At 70.6% G+C, this 21,149-nt stretch carries 18 protein-coding genes; 9 read left to right on the forward strand and 9 right to left on the reverse strand.

Annotation, left to right across the window (positions count from 1 at the left end):
• Window positions 1-50: 50 nt before the first annotated feature.
• The 3 genes from ACIRL2_RS22510 to ACIRL2_RS22520 form a co-directional block, all read right to left on the reverse strand.
• Entirely contained in the window at window positions 51-2,618 is a 2,568-nt protein-coding gene (locus ACIRL2_RS22510; protein WP_395863230.1) for an ABC transporter permease, read from the reverse strand.
• A 22-nt stretch (window positions 2,619-2,640) separates the two neighbouring features.
• Window positions 2,641-3,399 (reverse strand): ABC transporter ATP-binding protein, encoded by a 759-nt coding sequence (locus ACIRL2_RS22515; protein ID WP_395863474.1) that lies wholly within the window; start codon window positions 3,397-3,399, stop codon window positions 2,641-2,643.
• A gap of 333 nt (window positions 3,400-3,732) precedes the next feature.
• Window positions 3,733-4,725: a helix-turn-helix transcriptional regulator gene (locus ACIRL2_RS22520; RefSeq protein ID WP_395863228.1), complete on the reverse strand. Its 993-nt coding sequence runs from the start codon at window positions 4,723-4,725 to the stop codon at window positions 3,733-3,735.
• A 63-nt stretch (window positions 4,726-4,788) separates the two neighbouring features.
• Between ACIRL2_RS22520 and ACIRL2_RS22525 the strand changes: the two genes are divergently transcribed.
• Window positions 4,789-5,286, forward strand: a complete 498-nt coding sequence (locus tag ACIRL2_RS22525; protein WP_402234173.1) for a pyridoxamine 5'-phosphate oxidase family protein — start codon at window positions 4,789-4,791, stop codon at window positions 5,284-5,286.
• Window positions 5,287-5,457: 171 nt separating this feature from the next.
• On the opposite strand, the gene ACIRL2_RS22530 is transcribed toward ACIRL2_RS22525, so the two are convergent.
• Complete coding sequence (locus ACIRL2_RS22530) at window positions 5,458-7,101, reverse strand: ABC-F family ATP-binding cassette domain-containing protein (protein ID WP_402234175.1); 1,644 nt, start codon at window positions 7,099-7,101, stop codon at window positions 5,458-5,460.
• 231 nt (window positions 7,102-7,332) lie between these two features.
• Complete coding sequence (locus ACIRL2_RS22535; RefSeq protein ID WP_402234177.1) at window positions 7,333-8,139, reverse strand: YoaK family protein; 807 nt, start codon at window positions 8,137-8,139, stop codon at window positions 7,333-7,335.
• Window positions 8,140-8,406: 267 nt separating this feature from the next.
• On the opposite strand from ACIRL2_RS22535, the gene ACIRL2_RS22540 reads away from it, so the two are divergent.
• Window positions 8,407-9,681, forward strand: coding sequence for a hypothetical protein (locus tag ACIRL2_RS22540; protein ID WP_395863220.1), 1,275 nt, complete (start codon window positions 8,407-8,409; stop codon window positions 9,679-9,681).
• Between the two features lie 240 nt (window positions 9,682-9,921).
• Here ACIRL2_RS22540 and soxR read toward each other — a convergent pair whose 3' ends face one another.
• Window positions 9,922-10,404, reverse strand: a complete 483-nt coding sequence (gene soxR, locus ACIRL2_RS22545; RefSeq protein WP_395863218.1) for a redox-sensitive transcriptional activator SoxR — start codon at window positions 10,402-10,404, stop codon at window positions 9,922-9,924.
• 134 nt (window positions 10,405-10,538) lie between these two features.
• On the opposite strand from soxR, the gene ACIRL2_RS22550 reads away from it, so the two are divergent.
• Complete coding sequence (locus ACIRL2_RS22550; RefSeq protein WP_402234179.1) at window positions 10,539-11,246, forward strand: SDR family NAD(P)-dependent oxidoreductase; 708 nt, start codon at window positions 10,539-10,541, stop codon at window positions 11,244-11,246.
• The gene (locus ACIRL2_RS22555) at window positions 11,243-12,259 is read left to right on the forward strand and encodes an S-adenosylmethionine:tRNA ribosyltransferase-isomerase (RefSeq protein WP_395863214.1); all 1,017 of its coding nucleotides are present in this window, start codon (window positions 11,243-11,245) and stop codon (window positions 12,257-12,259) included. Before ACIRL2_RS22550 ends, ACIRL2_RS22555 begins: the two co-directional genes overlap by 4 nt.
• 55 nt (window positions 12,260-12,314) lie before the next feature.
• On the opposite strand, the gene ACIRL2_RS22560 is transcribed toward ACIRL2_RS22555, so the two are convergent.
• From ACIRL2_RS22560 to ACIRL2_RS22570, 3 genes are all read right to left on the reverse strand, one after another.
• On the reverse strand, window positions 12,315-12,980 hold the full coding sequence (locus tag ACIRL2_RS22560) for a DUF6629 family protein (protein ID WP_402234181.1): 666 nt from the start codon (window positions 12,978-12,980) through the stop codon (window positions 12,315-12,317).
• 266 nt (window positions 12,981-13,246) lie between these two features.
• Window positions 13,247-14,434, reverse strand: coding sequence for an Ig-like domain-containing protein (locus ACIRL2_RS22565; RefSeq protein WP_395863210.1), 1,188 nt, complete (start codon window positions 14,432-14,434; stop codon window positions 13,247-13,249).
• A gap of 154 nt (window positions 14,435-14,588) precedes the next feature.
• Window positions 14,589-15,845, reverse strand: a complete 1,257-nt coding sequence (locus tag ACIRL2_RS22570) for an Ig-like domain-containing protein (protein ID WP_395863207.1) — start codon at window positions 15,843-15,845, stop codon at window positions 14,589-14,591.
• A gap of 960 nt (window positions 15,846-16,805) precedes the next feature.
• Here ACIRL2_RS22570 and ACIRL2_RS22575 point away from each other — a divergent pair.
• From ACIRL2_RS22575 to ACIRL2_RS22595, 5 genes are all read left to right on the forward strand, one after another.
• A complete protein-coding gene (locus ACIRL2_RS22575; protein ID WP_402234183.1) occupies window positions 16,806-18,314 on the forward strand; it encodes an ATP-binding protein in 1,509 nt (502 codons plus the stop codon).
• Window positions 18,315-18,397: 83 nt separating this feature from the next.
• Window positions 18,398-18,862 (forward strand): roadblock/LC7 domain-containing protein, encoded by a 465-nt coding sequence (locus ACIRL2_RS22580; protein ID WP_395863203.1) that lies wholly within the window; start codon window positions 18,398-18,400, stop codon window positions 18,860-18,862.
• Complete coding sequence (locus ACIRL2_RS22585) at window positions 18,859-19,218, forward strand: DUF742 domain-containing protein (RefSeq protein WP_395863201.1); 360 nt, start codon at window positions 18,859-18,861, stop codon at window positions 19,216-19,218. The genes ACIRL2_RS22580 and ACIRL2_RS22585 overlap by 4 nt, the downstream gene beginning before the upstream one ends.
• Complete coding sequence (locus ACIRL2_RS22590) at window positions 19,199-19,822, forward strand: GTP-binding protein (protein WP_395863199.1); 624 nt, start codon at window positions 19,199-19,201, stop codon at window positions 19,820-19,822. Before ACIRL2_RS22585 ends, ACIRL2_RS22590 begins: the two co-directional genes overlap by 20 nt.
• Window positions 19,819-21,114, forward strand: coding sequence for a cytochrome P450 (locus tag ACIRL2_RS22595; protein ID WP_395863197.1), 1,296 nt, complete (start codon window positions 19,819-19,821; stop codon window positions 21,112-21,114). The genes ACIRL2_RS22590 and ACIRL2_RS22595 overlap by 4 nt, the downstream gene beginning before the upstream one ends.
• Window positions 21,115-21,149: the final 35 nt, after the last annotated feature.

Genomic DNA, 21,149 nt, shown 5'->3' on the forward strand with positions numbered 1-21,149 from the left:
GGGGGAGGATGGGGAGCCGGCTGCTTCATGGGTGGAACACCCGATTCGGGTCAGTCCGTCGCGATCGCCCGCAGGACGTTCATCCGCGCCGCCCGGAAGGCCGGCATCACGGCGGCGAGCAGGCCGACCACCGCCGCGGCGATCACGATCCCGATCACCGTGCCCCACGGGATCTCCAGGACGTCCAGGCCCTGCTTGGCGAGCAGGCGCTGGGCCCCGATACCCCACGCCATGCCGAGCGCGAGCCCGACCAGGGCGCCGAAGGTCGCGATGACCATGGACTCCAGGCGGATCATTCGGCGGATCTGCCGGCGCGAGGCGCCGATCGCCCGCATCAGGCCGATCTCCCTGGTGCGCTCGACCACCGACAGCGCCAGCGTGTTGATCACACCGAGGATCGAGATGATGATCGCCAGGCCGAGCAGACCGTAGATCAGGTACAGGAACGTGTCGATCTGCTTGCCGATCAGTTCCTTGTAGTCGCTCTGGTCACGGGCCTTGACCTGCGGGAAGGGATCGAGCGCCGACTTGAGCGCCGCGCCGACCTTCGACGCGTCCTGACCGGAGGCCGCGTTGACCATCATGATCTGGTACTGCACGTTCGGGACGAACTGCTTCATCACCGTGTTCGGGATGATCGTCGTGTCGCCCGCGCCGATGTCGGCGCCCTCGGACTTCTTGCGGATCGCGCCGACCTCGACCGTGGTCTTCTGCCCGTTCGGGAAGGCGATCTCGATCTTGCCGCCGATGCCGAGGTTGTGATCCTTGGCGAAGTTCTCGCCGATGGCCGCCTTGCCCGCCGAGATGGCCGCGTTGCCGCTGCCCTGGAGGTAGGTGGTCTTGAGCGTGTCGTCCATGCCCGGGTCCGAACCGACGACGAAGTCCTTCTTGCTCTTGCCGTCGGCGGTGAGCGTAGCGTTGCTGAGCGTCTGGCTGACCACCTCGCCCACGCCGGGGGTCTTCTTCGCCGCCTGGACGACGTCCTCCGGGAAGGTACCGACCAGCGACTGGATCGTGTAGTCGGCGCCCAGGGACTTCTCGATCTGCTTGTCGAACGAGGCCGACATCGACGAGGCCGCGACCGCCATGCCGCTGACCAGGGCGACGCCGATCATGATCGCCGACGCGGTGGCGCCGGTGCGGCGCGGGTTGCGCAGCGCGTTCTCCCGGCTGAGCCGGCCCATCGAACCGAACACCTTCGGGTACCAGGACGCCAGCGCCGGGACCACCGTGCGGGCCAGCAGCGGCGCCAGCACGATGAAGCCGAGCAGGGTGAACATCACGCCCAGGCCGAGGAATCCGCCGCCCTGGCTGCCGCTGTCCGCGGTGGCGCCGGCGACCAGTGCGAGCGCGCCCAGGGCGAACAGCACCAGGCCGATGATCGAGCGGGTCTTGATCGACTTCTGCGGCGGGGCGCCGGCCTCGCGCAGGGCCGCCATCGGGGCGACCTTGCCCGCGCGGCGGGCCGGCACGTACGCGGCGATCACGGTGACGATCACGCCGACCAGGTAGGCCACGATCGGGGTCGAGGTCTTGATCACCAGGGACGTGCCCTTGAGGTTGATCCCGACCGCGCTGATCAGCGCCTTGAGCCCGACGGCCAGACCGAGACCGGCCAACAGACCGAGCGTCGAGCCGACCACACCGAGCAGGACCGCCTCCACCAGCACCGAGCGGTTCACGTCCGCCCGGCTCGCGCCGATGGCCCGCATCAGACCCAGTTCACGGGTGCGCTGGGCGACCAGCATCGAGAAGGTGTTGAAGATCAGGAAGATCCCGACCAGTACGGCGACACCGGCGAAGCCGAGCATCGCGTACTTCATCACGTTCAGGAAGCCGCTCAGCGAGTCGCCGGCGTCCTTGGCGGACTCCGCGGCCGTCTTGACCTCGAAGTTCGTGGTGTCGCCGAGCGCCTGCTCGACGCGCTGCTTGAGGACCTTGTCGGAGACGCCGTCGGCGGCGGAGACCGAGATCGAGGTGATCAGGTTCGGGTCGCCGAGCAGCCGCTGCGAAGCGGTCGCCGAGTCGAAGGAGAGCAGGGCCGCACCGGGGTTGGTGGTGGTGAAGGTCATGATGCCGGTGACCTTGACCGGGAACTGCCCGATCGGTGCGATCACCCGCAGCTCGTCACCGATCTTCACCTTCTTCTTGTCGGCCGTGTCGGCGTCGATCATCACCTCGGCCGGGCCCTTGGGCAGGTTGCCGCTGGTGACCTTGACCGGGGTGCGGTCGGTCTCGTACCAGTTCGTGGCGATGGTCGGGGCGCCCGAGGACGGGCCCACGGACTTGTTGTTCTTGTCGACGACGGTGACCGACTCGAGGTTGACGTCGCCGTGCGCTTCCTTGACGCCGTCGACCTTGGCGACCTTGTCGATGACCGAGCGCTGCAGCGTGGGCGTCTGCCCGGTGAGCGCGAGGTCGTCCTTGTCGAACTCGGACTTCGGGTTGACCGAGACGTCCGAGGCGGTGGATTTGAACAGCTCGTCGAACGTCTTGGTGATCGTGTCGGTGAATACCAGGGTGCCGGAGACGAACGCGACCGACAGCAGTACTGCCAGGGCGGACAGCACCATTCGCCCCTTGTGGGCGAGGAAGCTGCGGAACGTGGCTTTCAACATGGTGGGGGACTCTCCGCCTGTTTCAGCTGGTCCGGGCGCCGTCGAAGCGCTTCATGCGCTCCAGTACGGCGTCGGACGTGGGACGCAGCATCTCGTCGACGATTCGACCGTCTGCCAGGAACAGGACCCGGTCCGCGTAGGACGCCGCGTTCGGGTCGTGGGTGACCATCACGATGGTCTGACCGAGCTCGTTGACACTGCGCCGCAGGAAGCCCAGCACCTCGGCGCCGGAGCGCGAGTCGAGGTTTCCGGTCGGCTCGTCACCGAAGATGATCTCGGGCCGGCTGGCCAGCGCGCGGGCGCACGCGACACGCTGCTGCTGACCGCCGGAGAGTTCGCTCGGGCGGTGCTTGAGCCGGTCGCGCAGGCCGACGGTCTCGATCACGGTGTCCAGCCAGGCCTTGTCCGGCTTGCGACCCGCGATGTCCATCGGCAGCGTGATGTTCTCCAGCGCGGTCAGCGTCGGGAGCAGGTTGAACGCCTGGAAGATGAAGCCGATGTTGTCGCGGCGGAGCTTGGTGAGCGCCTTGTCCTTCAGGCTCGTGATCTCCGTGTCGCCGATCCAGCTCTTGCCGCCGCTCACCGAGTCGAGACCGGCGAGGCAGTGCATCAGGGTCGACTTGCCGGAGCCGGAGGGGCCCATGATCGCGGTGAACTGACCGCGACCGATCTGGACGTCCACGCTGTCGAGAGCGACGACTCGGGTCTCGCCTTCGCCGTACGCCTTGGTGAGCTGCTGCGCGCGGGCGGCGATGGTGCCCCTGGAGTCCGCGTCGGTCATGGCAGCCGTGGCCGTGGTCACGAGTCTGTCCCCCAGATGAGGTGAAAGGGTGGCGCGCTCCGCGGTTTGCAGTGCACAGGATCACCGTAGGGGGGATGGGGCTCCGGCGAATCCTCTCCAAGGACAGATCCGGCCGTCCTACGCAGGGAGGACCCCGGGTACGCCGAACGACCCTTCCCCTAAGGGGAGCCCCGTACCGGTGGGGTACGTCCCGGGGAAGAGTCGACGATCCGTCACGCTGTGTGGACCTCGCCCGTGCCAACGATCCGCATCCGACCCGGGGTTCCCCAAATGTCGGGTCCGGGTGCGCCGCGCTCCCCGAGGTGGGTGGCGTCAGTCTTGCGAGGGACCTTCCGGCGTCCGATGGTGGGCCACGATCGCGGCGCCGATCCCGGCCACCGCGCGGCGCAGGCTCGGCGGCGACACGGCTTCCATATGCGTGCCCAGACCGATCAGTTGGCCCAGTGCGACCTCCTCGGACTCGGTGCGCAGCCGCAGTTCGCGCCACCCGTCCGGGTCGGGCGGCCCCGCCGAGGCGAGCGCGTCCGCGGCGACCACGGGGCCGAAGATCCGCGGCAATCGGCCCAGCGCGGACGGCGACACCCGGACCACGCAGGCGAACTGCATCAGCGATCGGGCGAAGTCCTCGTTGCTGTGTGCCCACCACGTGCCGAGGTCGAAGCCGTCCGGGCGCTCGAAACGTTCCGGCCGACTGCTCGCGGCCACCACCCGTGACACCCGGTAGCTGCGGATGTCGGTGCGATGGCGGGCGACCAGGTACCAGACGCCGGCCTTGAGGACGAGACCGAACGGGTCCAGCCGGCGGGACACCTCGCGGTCGCGGCGGGCGTACCGCAGATCCAGCCGGCGGCCGGTCCACACCGCGCTCGCGATCTCGGTGAGGTACGGGACGTCCTCGTCGCGGTGGAACCAGCCCGGTGCGTCCAGGTGGAAGCGCTGCCGGACCCGGCCCGCGCGGGTGCGCAGGTCGGCGGGCAGGGTGGCCATCACCTTGGTCTGCGCCGCGACGAGCACGGTGTCCAGGCCCAGCGCGTCGGCGGCGTGCGGCGCGCCGGACAGGAACAGCGCGGCCGCCTCGTCGCCGGTGAGTCCGTCCAGCCTGGTCCGCCAGCCCTCCACGAGCCGGATCCCGCCGCGTGGTCCGGTCTCGGTCCACAGCGGTACGCCGGACGCCTGGAGCGCGGCGACGTCGCGGTACACGGTGCGGACCGACACCTCCAACTCGTCGGCCAGCTCGGCGGCGGTGGCCCCGCCGGGTCGGTTCTGCAGGTGGAGCAGGAGTGCCACCAGTCGGCCGGATCGCATGACTCGAAACTAACCCGGAATCCTTGCCAAAGGTTGTCAGGGATGGCGGTGCACGATGTGCGTATGACGAGTTGGGCGGAGTTCGAGAAGGCCGAGCCGGAGTTCGCGACGACGGTGCGCGAGCGCTTCGGGATGTACAAGCACCATGTGCTGGGCACGGTGCGGCGGGACGGTTCGCCTCGGCTGAGCGGGTTGGAGGTGGATTTCCGGTCCGAGCAGATGTGGCTCGGCATGATGCCCGGTTCGTTGAAGGCGCGGGATCTGCTGCGTGATCCGCGGTTCTCGATCTTCGCGAACCCGGGGGAGGGGGCCGAACTGGCGCACGGTGACGTGCGGGTGAGTGGGCGGGCGGTCGAGGTCGTGGACGACGCGGTGAAGGGGCCGTACGCGGGCGAGACGGGGGCGCCGGTGCCATTTCATCTGTTTCGGGTCGAGCTCGACGAGGTGAGTGGGGTGGGGGTGGAGGGCGAGGAGATCGTCCTGCGGGTTTGGCGGCCTGGCGCGCGGGTTCGGACGATTCGGCGGGGGAACGACGATGGGTCTGCGCGGGATGTGGGTTGAGTTTGGTTGGCCTCATGCGCCGGCCGGGCTGGGTTGGCCTCATGCGCCGGCCGGGCTGGGTTGGCCTCATGCGCCGGCCGGGCTGAGTGGCCTCATGCGCCGGCCGGGCTGGGTGCCCTCAAGCGTCGGGCAGGCTGGGTTGGCCTCATGCGCCGGCCCGGCTGGGTGGTGTCATGCGTCGGTTGGGGTTTCGGTGGGGGGATTGAGGCCGTGGCCTCGGTGGAGGGGGAGTTCTCGGGTGATGGCGATGTTGGTGAGGAAGGGGCGGTCGTGGGTGGCTACCAGTAGGGCTCCTTGGTAGGCGTTGAGGGCCTGTTCGAGTTGGTGGACCGAGGCGAGGTCCAGGTTGTTGGTGGGCTCGTCGAGGATCAGTAGTTGTGGGGGCGGGTCGGCGGACAGGAGCGCGGCCAGGACCGCGCGGAAACGTTCGCCGCCGGAGAGGGTGCCGACTCGCTGTTCGGGGCGATTGCCCTTGAAGAGGAAGCGGGCGAGCCGGCCGCGCAGTTCGGAGTCCGACGCCGTGGGCGCGAAGCGGCGGAGGTTGGCCAGGACGCTCGCGTCCTCGTCGAGGATGTCCAGCCGCTGCGGCAGATGCCGCACCCCGTCGACGCCGATCCGCACGCTGCCCCGGGCCGGTTGCTCCGCCCCGGTCAGCAGCCGCAGCAAGGTGGTCTTGCCCGATCCGTTGTCGCCGGTCAGCGCGATCCGTTCGGGACCGCGCACGTTCAGGTCCAGGCCGTCCGGCCCGTACAGCAGATCCGCGGTGTTCAGACCCTCGGCGACGAGCACCGTGCGCCCGGCGGGCACCTCGGTCCCGGGCAACTCGATGCGGATCTCCTTGTCGTCGCGCACCGCGTCCCTGGCCTCGGACAGCCGCGTTCGGGCGTCGTCGAGCCGACCCTCCTGCGTGCCCCTGAGCTTGCCGGCGGAGACCTCGGCGGCCCGCTTGAGGTTGCCCGCGACGATCCTGGGCACGCCCCCTTCCAGTTGGGCCTTGCGGCCGGTCCGGACCCGGCGGGCCAATCGCACCTGGGCCTCGGCCAGTTCCCGCTTCTGTTTGCGCAGATCGGTCTGCGCGGTGCGGACCAGGCGCTCGGCGGTCGCCCGCTCCTGTGCCAGGACCTCCAGATACGCGCTCAGATTGCCACCGTAGGTGCGGGCCCGGTCCGGGAGCAGTTCGACGATCCGGTCCACCAGATCCAGAAGCACGCGGTCGTGGCTGACCACGACGAGCACACCCGGATAGCCCCGCACCGCGTCGTACAACCGCTCGCGCGCGGAGCCGTCGAGGTTGTTGGTCGGCTCGTCCAGGAGCAGTACGTCGGGCCGGCGCAGCAGCAGCGCGGCCAGCCCGAGCAGCACCGACTCGCCGCCGGACAACGTGCCGACCGTGCGATCGAGGTCGACGTGCGGCAGTCCGAGCCGGTCGAGTTCGGCGCGGGCCCGCTCCTCGACGTCCCAGTCGTCGCCGACGGCGTCGAAGTGCCGCACGTCGGCGTCACCGCCCTCGATCGCAAGCAGCGCTGCGCGCGTGCCGGCGATGCCCAGCACGTCGTCGACCCGACGGTCCGCGTCGAGCGGCAGATGCTGGGGGAGGTAGCCGAGGTCGCCGCCGGCCGTGATCGATCCGGAGGTGGGCGACAGGACGCCGGCGATCAGTTTGAGCAGGGTCGACTTGCCCGCGCCGTTGACCCCGACCAGGCCGGTTCGGCCGCCGCCGATGGCGAGATCGAGGCCCGCGACGACGGGGGTGCCGTCGGGCCAGGCGAAGGACAGGTCGGAACATACGATCGCCGGTGCGGTCGGAAATGACATGGAGTGGCTCCCATGGACGCGTGGTGAACGGATCGCGTGGGACACCGCGCGGCGGGATCGGGAGGGGGCCGGACGTGAAAGATCGTCCGGGACGGCCACACCGAGGTCGAGACGCGACCGCGAGCACACAGGGGCTCGAGCGGCGCGATGTCCGGACCTCAGATGCGCAACGGACCATCCAGACGGACGACAATGTGACCGGTCCAGGCTAACCCTCGGACGCCGAGGACCTCAAATGTTTTTCCCGTCCGGCGCGACGAGTGGCCCGGAACCGGTGTCCGGGGCGGCGTCGTCCGGAGCCGGAGCCGGATCCGCGGAGGCGGCCGGACCGGCGCGGCGGTCCAGGACGTACCCGGCCACTGCCGCGCCGAAGAGCAGGATCAGGGGTGCGGCGAAGGCGACGAGGATGTGTACGTGCAGTACCAGCGTCGCGCCGGTGAACGCGCCGAGCGCCATCGCGAACGCGGAGAGCATTCGACGGCCCGCGCGCGAGCCGGGTCCGCCGAAGCGGCGCAGGTCGGCGGCCAGCCCGGTGAGCGTCTGGGACAACACCGTGGTGGTCAGGTCCGGTACGGCCAGCCGCCGGGCCACCGCGTTCTGTAGCCCCATGGCCAAGCCGAGGAGCAGGATCAGCGAGTACCGCGCGCCGGTGCCGAGCCCGCTCACCGCCGCGGCCACGGTCAGGGCCGCCGCGATCAGGACGGCCTGGAGGGCGCAGCCGACCCAGAGCAGGCGCAGTCGTCGATCGCCGAACCCGGCGCCCAGGCGGCCACCGCCGGCGGCGCCGACCAGGAACGCGGCCAGGGCGGCGAGCGAGGCGGACACCGACAGGCCGGGGGCGCCGGCCAGGGCGAAGCCGGTGAAGACCACGTTGCCGGTCATGTTCGCGACGAAGACCCGACCCAGTTCGAGGTAGCTCAGCGCGTCGACCAGGCCGGTCACCACGGTGAGCACGATCAGCAGCGGCGAAAGCGGGCCGTGCGGGTCGTCGCGCGGCGGCATCAGGGTGTGTTTGGCCTCCCGAAGCGTTTCGCGCATCGATGTCCCTCCGGATCGGCCGCCCTGTGCCCGGCCCCGAGCACCGGCCCGGTTATCCATAGCCCGTTCGGGACGTACGGACACCTCGGCCGGCCGAAGAGCGCGGTCCCGTTGCCGCCGAGTGGCCGTACCCCTTCATCCCATGTGGTGATCATGATCGTGCGCGCGGCCAGGCATATCCCCAACCGTGACGATGGGCGATTTAGCCTGCAATGGATTTCCCTATATTTCCGATCATTTGGGGCATTCGTGCGATCATCTCGCGGCGTGGCCGCAATCGTCCTGGTGGTGGCGGTGGTCGCCGCCATCGGCTTCGTCGTGTTCGCCGGTGGGCATGGCGAGGACCCGAAGCAAAAGGCCGCCGCGCCCGCCCAGGGTGCCCCGAAGGTGCAGCCCGGGCAGGGGCCGGTCACCCTGATCGGCGACGGCTCGACGTCGAGCACGGGCGAGCAGCCGGGCCGGCTCAAGCCGGAGAAGCTCGCACCGGGCCAGGCGCCGCCGCAGTTCCTGGTGTTCTCCTGGGACGGCGCCGGCGAGGACGACAAGAAGCTGTTCTCCCGCTTCCGCCAGGTGGCCAAGGAGAGCAACGCGAAGATGACGCTGTTCCTGTCCGGGGTGTACGTGCTGCCGGAGGCCAAGCGGGCCAAGTACCTGCCGCCGCACAAGCCGATCGGCGCCTCGGACATCGGCTACCTCGACGACGTCCACCTGCGGATGACGCTGGAACAACTCGGCGCCGCGTGGAACGAGGGCCACGAGATCGGTACGCACTTCAACGGCCACTTCTGCGGCCCCACCGGCGGCGGCTCGTGGTCGGCGGACGACTGGCGCAGCGAGGTCGACCAGGCCAAGGCGTTCGTCAAGAACTGGAAGACCAACACCGGTTGGGCGGATCTGCCGGCGCTTCCGTTCGACTACGACAAGGAACTCATCGGCGGCCGGGCGCCGTGTCTGGAGGGCCAGAAGGCGCTGCTCGACGCCGCGCCGTCGCTGGGCTTCCGCTACGACGCGAGTTCGCCCGGTGGGCGCCAGGTGTGGCCGACCAAGGTGAACGGGATCTGGGACCTGCCGTTGCAGCAAATCCCGCTGCCCGGGCGCAAGTTCGAGGTCCTGTCGATGGACTACAACGTGATGTTCAACCAGTCGCGCACGGTCAAGGGCGACCCGGCCAAGTTCCAGGAGTGGGAGGAGCAGGCGTACGCGAGCTACATGGCGGGCTTCGAGCGCGCGTACACCGGGAACCGGGCGCCGTTGATGATCGGCAACCACTTCGAGGGCTGGAACGGCGGCATCTACATGAAGGCGGTCGAACGCACCATGCGGACCGCGTGCGCTCGGCCGGAGACGAAGTGTGTGAGCTTCCGCGACCTGGTGGACTGGCTCGACGTCCAGGATCCCGCGGTGCTCTCGAAGCTGCGGACGTACGACGTCGGGGCGAAGCCTGATTGGTCGACGCTTGCCGGCTCCGCGCCCGACGCTCCCGCGGTTCCGGCTGCGGCTTCCGGTGGGGGACGGGCCGCGGCGGTGCGGGACCGGTACTGATCGGGCCTGCGGCCCGGGTGGCCTCAAACGCCGGCCGGGCTGCGGGGAAGCCGGTCTGCGACTGGGGTGACCTCGAACGCGGGCCGGGCTGGGGAGCGACCGTCTGCGACGGGGTGGCCTCGAACGCGGGCCGCTTTGGGGGGACTCGGTCCGTGACCGGGGTGGCCTCAAGCGCCGGCCGGCTGATTTCGTCGGCCGGCGCTTGAGGCCACCGGGCGATGGGGCGGCACCCGGTCGGTGTCAGCCGTGTGGGTGGGGATGGCGGCGGTCCTCGCGGAGGAGTTCGGGGAGGGTCACCGCGCCGGAGCCGTAGCGGCTGGCGACGTCGTCGGGGTTGGAGATGCGGCAGCGCTTCATCGACAGGCAGCCGCAGCCGATGCACTGTTCCAAGCCGTCCCGCAGCCGTACCAGAGCCTCGATCTCCTCCTCCAGACGCCCACGCCAGGCCCGACTGATCTTCGCCCAGTCGGCCGGCGTGGGCGTGCGGCCCTCCGGGAGCTTGCCGAGCGCGTCCTTGATCTCCTCCAGCGACAGGCCGATGTTCTGCGCCGCGCGAATGAACGCCAGGCGCCGCAGGATGTGCCGTTCGTACCGGCGTTGGCCGCCGGTGGTGCGACTCGCGCTGATCAGCCCCTCGGCCTCGTAGTAGCGCAACGCGGATGCCGCGAACCCGCTGCGTGCGGTCATCTGGCCGACCGTCAACAAATCCGTCCCGGTGAGCACGCCGCCTCCTGAGATCCCGGCCCGGCGGTCCGGTCGATTCCGGATTCGTCCGCTTGACCTGAAGTGCACTTGAACTTGCAGTGTAGAGGGGCAGCCCATCACCGGGTGGGGTGTGGATTCCCCTGGAGATCACCATGCCTGTCGCACTCATCACCGGCGCCTCGCGGGGACTGGGCCTGGCCCTGGCCCGCACGCTCGCCGCCCGATCCTGGACCCTGGTCCTGGACGCCCGTCGAGCCGCCGACCTGACCCGCGCGGCCGACGAACTGCGCGACCTCGGGGCCGAGGACGTGATCGCCGTTGCCGGCGACGTGGCCGACCCCGCGCACCGCAGCGAACTGCGGGACGTCGTCCGCGAGTCGGGTCGGCTCGACCTGCTCGTCAACAACGCGAGCGTGCTCGGCCCGAGCCCGATGCCGCCGCTCGCCGACCACTCCGTCGCCGACCTGGCCCGGACGTACGACGTGAACGTGTTCGCGCCGCTCGCGCTCACCCAAGCCAACCTGCCGCTGCTGCTCGGCGCCGGCCGCGGCGCCGTCGTGAACATCAGCTCGGACGCCGCCGTCAACGCCTATCCCGGCTGGGGCGGCTACGGCTCCACCAAGGCCGCGCTCGACCACGTCACCGCGACGCTCGCCGCCGAGCATCCGGACCTGGATGTGTACGCGTTCGATCCCGGCGACATGAACACCGATCTGCACCAACAGGCTTTCCCGGGCGAGGACATCTCCGATCGGCCGGCCGCCGCGACAGTGGTGCCGGCGCTGTTGCGGCTGCTCGACGAGCGGCCGGTGAGCGGCCGGTACACCGTGGCCGAGTTCGCCGCGGCGGTGACCTCGTGAGCACCCCGGTCATCCACGACGCGACCGAACCCGCCGAGGCGCGCGGGCTCGCGCGGGACGGGATCCGGCTCCTCGTGCACTCCGAGGGGCGGGTCGAGCACACCGTGTTCCGCGACCTCGGTCGCCACCTGGGGCCCGGAGACCTGCTGGTGGTGAACACCTCCGCGACGCTGCCCGCCGCGGTGGACGGCTACCGGGCCGACGGCTCGCCGGTGACCGTGCACTTCGCCACCCGGCTCGACGACGAGACCTGGGTGCTCGAACTGCGGCACGCCGACGGCACGCCCGGACCGGTGGACGGTGTGCGCCGGTTCGAGGCGGTGCGCTTTCCCGGCACCGGATGCGGGATGGCGCTGCTGCTGGAGGCGTACCCGAAGGAACATGCCCGGCAGCGGCTGTGGAAGGCACGGATCACCGTCCCGCAAACGCGGGTGGAGACCTTCCTGGCCGAGCGCGGGCGCCCGATCGCCTACTCGTACCTGCGCGAGCGCTGGCCTCTGACGGCCTATCAGACCGTCTTCGCGCGGGACGAGGGCAGCGCCGAGATGCCCAGCGCCGGACGACCCTTCACCCACGAACTCGTGGTCGACCTGATCACGCGCGGCGTGGCCATCGCGCCGATCGTGCTGCATACCGGGGTGTCCTCGCAGGAGGTGGGGGAGCCGCCGCTGCGTGAGTGGTTCAGCGTGCCGGAGCACACGGCCGCCATGGTCCGGCAGGCCCGCCGGGTGGTCGCGGTGGGCACCACGGTGGTCCGGGCGCTGGAATCGGCGGTGCGCGACGACGGCGAGATCGCGCCCGCGAGCGGGTGGACCGACCTGCTGCTCGGCCCGGACCGACCGGCCCGCGTGGTCGACGGCCTGATCAGCGGCCTGCACGCGCCGGAGGCCACCCACCTGCTGCTGCTGGAGGCGGTGGTGGGCCCGACGGTGCTGCGCCGGGTGTACGACGAGGCCCTCGCGGAGGGCTATCTGTGGCACGAGTTCGGCGACAGCACGCTGCTGCTTCCCTGACCCGGACGATGCCCGACCCGGACGATCCGACGCGCGCACGCGGTACCGCCCGAGTTCACCGCACGAGTTCGGAGACCGGACCGTGTCGGTGTCCCGTGCCTCCCGGCGGGAGATCGCGCCGGGAGCGCACCCACCACAGCACGATCACGCTCGCCACGGCCGCCACGGCACACCACGTCGAGGCGAAGGAGTGGAACCACAGCCGCATCGTGACGGCCGCACCGACGGCGCAGACCAGCCCCAGGATGCGGAGCAATCGGTCCCGCGCGAGCAACAGCGACCCCAGGGTCGCGACCAGGTAGCCGGCGATCACCCACGGGACGGCCGGGATGCCCACCGAGTAGCGCACGGTGTGCCCACAGATCTCGGCGTTCACCGGGCGGGTCGCGACCGCGTGTCCCAGCGCGCCGGCGACCACCAGGCCCAGCACGATCAGGACGGTCGCCCGGACCCGCTCCCGGCCGCGCTCGAGCGGCCATTGCGCGGCCAACACGGCGAGCGGGACGAACGCGGGCAGCAGCGGGAAGGCGATCACGGCCCAGGCCTCGCGCGCGATCTCGGCGGTGCCCGGGGACACCGCGCCGCGCTCGCCCTTCCACACCACCGCCTCGATCAACTGGTGGGCGCCCAGGATCACCGGCAGCATCGCCATCGGAAGGTCGTTGATCCGTCGCACCGACGCGACGCTCGCTATGCCCACGGCCGTGATGGCACTGCCCATCACGAGATCGGCTTCGGCGCTCCAACACACGGCTGCCTCGTCTCGCCAGGGAAGGTTGTGGTCGGGAGGGTTGTCGGGACGCCTTTCAGCGGGGTGGTCGAGTGGCTCGTTCCGTGGCAGGCGTACCCGTAGTCGATGTATTCAACAGTTCATACGCTCATTCGGGCGCAGTAATAGCCGTGGTCTCGGTCACGTTCGCGTGTAGGGCGCACGTACCGCCGGCCGGCCCCGTTGGTCGGGGCCGGCCGGAAGCGGGTCGGAGCGGGTCAGTTGCCCGCGGTCCACTGCTCCCAGGTCAGGTTCCACGCGCCGTAGCCGTTGTCGGCCGCGACCGGCTTCTCCTCGTTGCCCTTGACCTGCACGATGTCACCGCGGATCGAACGCTCGTAGAACCACTTGGCGTTCTCCAGGGTCATGCTGACGCAGCCGTGGCTGGTGTTGGCGTTGCCGAACGGGTTCGTCGTCGCCCACGTGTTCGCGTGCAGGAACGTCCCCGACTCGGTGATCCGCATCGCGAACGGCACGGCCTTCTGGTCGTACTCGTTGCCCAGGCCCACCGTCTGCGAGTTCATGTCGAGCGTGGGGTAGCGCTCCTCCATCACCATGATCCCGTTCCACGTCGTGTACTTGGGGTCCTCGCCGGCCGTGATCGGGATCGTCTTGACCACCTGGTCGTTCTCGGAGACGGTCATCGTGTGCGCGTTGGCGTCCACCACGGCGATCCGCTTGGTGTCCGAGATCTTGAACGAGAAGCTCTTGAACTGCTTCGACATCACGCCGCCGCCGAGGTCCACGCCGCGCAGGTTCAGGTCCACCTTCACCTGGGTGCCGACCTGCCAGTAGTCCTTCGGCCGCCACTCCACCCGCGAGTTGCCGAACCAGTGCCACGCGCCGTCCACGGCCGGGGTGGGCGTGACCTTGATCGCCTCCTGGACGGCCTTGTGGTTCTTCACCGGCTCGTCGAACGTGATCGAGACCGGCTGACCCACGCCCACCGTGGAGTCGGCGTCCGGCATGAACGTCGCGGTGGCCGGCCGGGTGGGGTTGAGCACGGTGAACGCCGAGGTCGCGGTGGTCGGCTTGTTGTCCGCGTTGGTCGCGGTCGCGGTCACCGTGTACTTGCCGCCGTACATGAACGGCACCTTGGGCTTCCACGCGTTGCCCGCCAGCGCGCCGTCCACGCTCTCGCCGCTCGCGTTGGTCACCTTGACCTCGGCGACCTTGCCACCGCCGACCGCGATCGTGACCGGCGCCCCCGGGTCGACACCGGTGGCCTTGTCCGCGGGGGTCAGGGTGACGACGGCGGGCTCCGCCGGTCCGGCCCGATTCTCGCCCGCGGCCTTGGCCGGGTCCGGCGTCGTCTTCTTCGCGTCGTCCTTGTTGCAGGCGCCGGTCAACAACAGCGACGCCGCGACGAGTGTGGCGACTCCGGTGCGTCGGATGATTCGAGACATGGACAGGGTCCCCCGTGCTCGGCCGTCTGGTGAACTCACCTGAGGGACGCTGCCGGCGCCGCCGGCGTTGCGCGGGGGACCCTGTGATCGCGATCACTCGGGAGGATCGCCGGGCGACGCGGGCCTGTCGCGTGGCGCGATCGTCACGCCCGGCTCACTCCTTGGTCGCACTGGTCGACAACCACTGGGCCCAGGTCAGGTTCCACGCGCCGTAGCCGTTGTCGGCCGAGACGGTGCGCTCCTTGGAGTTGACCACCTTGACCACGTCGCCGCGATCCGCGTGGTCGTAGAACCACTTGGCGTCCTCGGGCGTCATGCTCACGCAGCCGTGGCTGGTGTTGGCCCGACCGAACGGCGGGTTCGCCTTGTCGTACCAGTAGTTGCCGTGCACGAAGGTGCCCGACGTGGTGATCCGGACCGCCGACGGCACGTCGGCGATGTCGTACTCCTTGCCCAGTCCCACGGTCGCGGAGTTCATCCGGGTCTGGGTGTACTTCTCCATCACCACCATCACGCCGCCCCAGGTGTCGTACTTGGGGGACTCGCCGGTGGTGACCTTGGTCGTCTTGACGACCTTGCCGTTCTCGGTCGTGGTCATCGTCTTGGCCGCCACGTCGACCGTGGAGATCCGGGCCACGCCGGAGATCGCGAAGTTGAAGCTCTTGTACTGCTTGGAGCCCGCGCCGCCGCCGAGGTCGACGCCGCGCAGGTTGAGGTCGACCTTGACCTTGGTGTTGACCTTCCAATAATCCTTCGGTCGCCACTCCACGCGGGTGTTGCCGAACCAGTGCCACGCGCCGGACACCGCGGGCGTCGCGGTGACCTTCATCGCCTTCTCCGTCTCGGCCTTGTTGGTGATCGGCCGGTCGAAGCGCACCGAGACGGGCTGGCCGACGCCGACCGTCCCACCGTCCGGGAAGATCGACGCGGTCACCTCCTTGCCCAGCGTCTGGGTGGTGAACTTGGTGGAGATCGTGGTCGGCTGGTTTTCCGGGTTGTTCGCCGTGGTGCTCACCGTGTACTGGCCGCCGGGCGTGAACGGGACCTTCGGCTTCCAGGACTTGCCGTCCGCGGAGAGGGTGCCGTCGACCGCCTCGCCCCTGGCGTTGAGCACCTTGACCGAGGCGATCCTGCCGCCCTCGACCGCGAAGGTGAGTGGATCGCCCAGGTCGACGCCGGTCGCGCCGTCCTCGGGCGTCATGGTCACCTGCGGGGCGGCACCCTTGGGCGGATCCTGCGGCTTGCCGGACTCGGCTCCGGCGGTGGCACCGGCCGTACCGGGGGTCACCTTGGAATCGCTGCCCGCGTTGCTCGTCTTGTCGCCCTTGTCCTCGCCGCCCAGCAGCCCGCAGGCCCCCGTGAACAGGATCGCGCCGGCGACCAGGACGGCCGGAACGGTGCGCCGTCGCATCGCTTTACCTGCCACGTTTCGGGATTCCCTTCAAACGGGTCGAAAAGATGGAGGTCGCGCGACGCGAGTCTCCGCATCATTGACTGTCGGAGGGCCCCTCAGGTTGCTCCCCGGGCGATGTGATGTACGTCTCGTATCGAACGTGGCAAGCCCGGATCGGGCCGCGTCCGGAGGCGGTGGTCGGGGGCCCGCGAGGGCGGTCGAGCCCCGACGGCACAGGGAATTCCCGGGTCGACACCCGGTTCGGGGGCCGCGTCCGGGTCGGGCGGGACGACCGTAGGGCCCGATCGTCCCCGCGCATAGCGGCTTGCGCGGACGACATCGGCAAAGATATACGCGCCGCATCGCAGTCGGGCGGAATGCCCGGACCTCCTCCGTATCGACCGAAAATCGGTATGGATGGACGGATTCCGGCCGGCCACACGCGGCGGCGGCACGGCGTCGCCGTCGACGTGAGACTGATCACCGTCCGGGCTCTCGGCGGTGGGATCCGCCCGGATCCGTGCCCGGTGCGACCGGCACACGCCGCGCCGTGTCGCGGGTCGTCGGGGTGGACTCGCCCGACCGCGGGCCGGGTGGGTCCGACTGCCCCCGTGCAGGTGGGTGACGGGTCCCGAGCCGCTCTCCCGGATCGAGCACGCCGCCGACCGGTGTGCTGGTGGGGCAGCGGGCGAGCGGCGATCGGGCCCGCCCGGCGCGATCGGCGCGACCCGTCGGTCGTAAGGATCGGCGCTTTCCGCGCGCCCCCGGCCGGCCCCTGCGGTGGTGGCCCGGGGCCGGTCGCCGAGAGGGTTGCGGCGCGTTGAACGGCGTCCCGTCGAGAAGGGTAAGTCACGGACAAATCAGGGCGGTTGACGACACGTCAGGCTACGCCTGCGTCCGGAAGGTCGGTGTTGGGAACGTCCGGATCGCGCGGGTAGGCTCACGCCCGACCAGCCCCCGGCAACGAGGATCCGCTTGATGTCAGTTGCACACACGCCCCCTCGCGCCCGGTCGGAACGACCGCCCACGGGACGGGCACTGCTCGCCTTCGCGGCCGTGTCGATCATCACCGCCGGCGCGGTCGTGTGGGCGGTGTCCGCCGTCGGCTCGAAACATCGCACGACGGTCGCGGTGGGCGGCGTGGCGGTCGCGCTCGCGCTGGCCATCGCGGTCGCGGCCACCGTGTACGCGGTCGGCAGCGCGGATCGGCTGCGCGCGCGGATCGCCGAGATGGAGGGCGACGCGGCTCGGTGGAACGACGACAACCGGGACCGGATGTCCGCGCTGGAGGCCGAGGCGACCCGGCTCGCCGACGAGACGCTGCCGGCGCTGGTGGCGCTGCTGCGCGACGGCGCGTCGGTGGACACCGCGCTCGCCGGCGTACCCACCCCGCATCACGAGGCGCTGGAGCGGATGTTGACGACCGTCGCCAGCGAGGTCGGCCAGGGCGAGCGCATGCGCGCCGCGGCGATGTCCGCGTGCGCGAACGCCGCCGGGCGGGTCCAGGCGCTGTCCACCAGCATGCTCGCCGATCTGCGCGAGATGGAGGGGCGGCACGGCGAGGAGGTCTTCGGTGATCTCCTGCGGCTGGATCACAGCACCGCCCAGGCGGGTCGGCTCGCGGACAGCATCGCGGTGCTCACCGGCGCCCGTTCCGGCCGTCGGTGGACCAAGCCGATCGTGATGGAGAGCATCCTGCGCGGCGCGGTCGGCCGGATCAGCGCCTACCAGCGGGTGCGGGTGCACTCGACCAGCGAGGCGACGGTGGCCGGCTACGCGGCCGAGGGCGTCATGCACGCGCTCGCCGAACTGATGGACAACGCCACCAAGTTCTCGCCGCCCTCCGAGCAGGTGCACGTCTACGTCGAGGACGTGCCCGCCGGCGTTGTGGTGACCGTCGAGGACGGCGGCCTGGTGATGGGCGAGTTCGCCCTACGGCGGGCCGAACAGGCGGTCGCGGCACAGGCGTTGGACCTGACCACGCTGTCCGGGACCCGGTTGGGCCTGGCCGTGGTCGGCTGCCTGGCCCGCAAGCACGGGTTGACGGTGTCGTTCCGCCCGTCCTCGCGCGGCGGCACCGGCGTCGTGGTGATGATTCCCCGGCAACTGGTCGGCGAGGCCCGGCCCGAGCCGCGCAAGCGGGCGGAGCCCGGCACGCGACCGCCGGCACCGGCGGCGGTGCCCCGACAGCCGGCCGCGGCCCCGCCGGTGTTCGAACCGGTGGCCGGGCACCCACCGGCCGAGCCGGAGCAGGCGCCCGAGGCGGCGCCCGCGCCCAGGCTCTCCGGGCTGGCCAAGCGCCGCCCCGGACAGACCCTGGCCGCCGCGGCCAAGGCGGCGGAGCGGGCCGAAGGGCGCTCGGACCCCGCTTCCCGAACGGCCAAGCCGCGCCCCGCGCCCGGAGCCCGCTTCGGCGCCTTCCGCCAGGCGGTCCAGGGCGAGAAGCCGGGTCGGGACGTGACGGCGTCCCCCGACGACAATTCCTGATCGCCCCTTCGCCGGGTCGTACGCAACGAGAGAACGGAGGCAGGGGTCGGCCATCCGGACCGGATGTCCGCCTCGGAAGCCCTATGAGCGCAACAGCACACGGCACCGACGCACAGCCGATCGGCACGCAGCGGCAGCCCGAGCGGGAACTCGACTGGCTGCTGGAGAACCTGATCAAGGGCACTCCGGGCGCCCGGCACTCGCTGGTGTTGTCCAAGGACGGCCTCAAGTTGTGCCGTACCTCGGGCCTGACGGTGGACCAGGCGGACCAGCTCGCGGCCATCGCGTCCGGCATCCAGAGCCTGTCGCACGGTGCCTCCATCGAGTTCGGCGACGGCAGCGGCGGCGTCCGACAGTCGATGACCGAGTTCCACGGCGGCATCCTGTTCATCGTCGAGGCCGGTGAGGGCGCGCACCTCGCGGTGATCGCGGACGACGACGCGGACGCCGGGGTGGTCGGCCACAACATGAACGAACTGGTCGAGCAGATCGGCGAGTACCTGAGCGCACCGGCCCGCGAGTTCGGCGAAGGCGGCCGATCGGCATGATCCGGCGACCAGTCGACAGCGGGGACCCGGACCGGCTGTACACGGTCACCAACGGTCGGACGCACGCGAACGAGGACGCGTTCGACCTGGTCACGCTGATCGTCAGCGAGTGCGAACCGACCCCGGGAATGCAGTCCGAGCACGTGCGGATCCTGCGGATGTGCGATCGCCCCACCGCGGTCGTGGAGATCGCCGCCGAACTGGGCCTGCCCGTGGGCGTGGTGAAGATCCTGCTGTGCGACCTGCTCGACACGGGGCGAATCACCGCGCGGCACCCGCGCCTGTCCCCGCGCCGGGCGCAACTACCCGATACCGAGATCCTGAAGCAGGTGCTCGTTGGACTCCACAACCTCTGAGCTCGCCCCGTCCGAGCCGGCCGTCCGTACCCCCCTGGCGAGCACCGCGAGCGACGGGCTCAAGATCGCCATCGTGGGCGGGTTCGGCGTCGGCAAGACGACGATGGTGCGCTCGGTGAGCGAGATCCGTCCGCTCAACACCGAGGAGACGATGACCCGGGCGGGCGTGGGCATCGACGACGCGCGTGCCGCGGACGGCAAGACCACGACCACGGTCGCGTTCGACTTCGGTCGGATCTCGCTCAACGACGAGATGGTGCTCTACCTGTTCGGTGCCCCCGGCCAGGAGCGGTTCTGGTTCCTGTGGGACCGGCTGTTCTCGGGCACGCTCGGCGCGGTGGTGCTGGTGGACCCGCGGCGGCTGGAGGACTCGTGGTACGCGATCGACCGGCTCGAGCACCACGGGATGCCGTTCGTGCTCGCCCGCAACAACTTCGGCCCGCCCGAGTACACCCTGGACGAGGTGCGCGACGCGCTGTCGCTGCCCGCCGACATCCCGATGATCGACTGCGACGCGCGCAGCCGCGAGTCCAGCAAGGCCGTGCTGATCGCGCTGGTGAACCACCTCTACACGTTGTCTGCCGCCCGGGAGCGCGCCCTGTGACCACGCCTTCGGACATCGACGACCCGAACGCCGCCGTGCCGCCGCAGGGTTGCCCCGCGCACGTGGACGGACCGCCGCTCGACCCCTCGCACCTGGGCGCCGCGCGGCTGGCCGGCCCGGGCCTGTGGCAGGACCCGCACCGGATATACCGCACGCTGCGTCAGGAGCACGGTTCGGTGGCGCCGATCCTGCTCGACGGCGACATCCCCGCATGGTTCGTGCTGGGCTACCGCGAGGTGCACCACGTGACCGCGAACGACCAGCTTTTCGCGCGCGATTCGCGACGCTGGCACGCGTGGGACACGATCGCGCCGGACTGGCCGCTGATGCCGTTCGTCGGCTACCAGCCGTCGGTGATGTTCACCGAGGGGCCCGAACATCGGCGGCGCTCCGGGGCGATCAGCGACGCGCTCGCGGCGGTGGACCAGTTCGAGCTGCGTGCCCAGGCGGAGCGGATCGCGGACCGGTTGGTCGACGAGTTCGCGGGGGTGGGCGAGGCCGAGTTGATGGCCGACTACGCGCACCGGCTGCCCTCGCTCGTGGTGGCCCGGCTGTTCGGGCTGCCCGAGGAGGAGACCCCGGCGCTGGTACAGGACCTGGCCGCGTCACTGGACGGCGGCGACGGCGCGGTCGACGCGCACCTGCGGGTGGGGGCCACGATGGCCCGGCTGCTGGAGCGCAAGCGCGAACGCCCGGGCGCCGACGTGCCCTCGCGGCTGCTCGCGCACCCGGCCGGGTTGGCCGAGGAGGAACTGATCCAGGACATGCTCGTGGTGATGGCCGCCGCCCAGCAGCCCACCGCGAACTGGATCGGCAACACCCTGCGGCTGATGTTGACCGACGACCGCTTCGCGCTGACCCTGTCCGGCGGCCGGCGCAGCGTCGGGCAGGCGCTCAACGAGGTGTTGTGGGAGGACACCCCGACGCAGAACTTCATCGGCCGGTGGGCGGTGCGCGCCACCGTGCTCGGCGGTCGCAAGATCAAGGCCGGCGACCTGTTGGTGCTGGGTCTGTCGGCGGCCAACACCGATCCGCAGGTGCGGCCGGACTCGCACCTCGGCGCCGCGGGCAACAACGCGCACATGTCGTTCAGCCACGGCGAGCACCGTTGTCCCTACCCGGCACCCGAGTTGGCCGAGGTGATCGCGCGCGCCGCGATCGAGGTGCTGCTCGACCGGCTGCCGGACGTCAACCTGTCGGTGCCCACCCGGGAGCTGGTCTGGCGCGACTCGGTGTGGATGCGCGGCCTGGAGAACCTCCCGGTCGAGTTCACCCCCGCGTACGTGGGCTGATCCGGGCCGGTGCGGGGGCGGGCACGATCCCGCCC

Source organism: Embleya sp. NPDC127516, assembly GCF_044765325.1.
GTDB lineage: Bacteria > Actinomycetota > Actinomycetes > Streptomycetales > Streptomycetaceae > Embleya.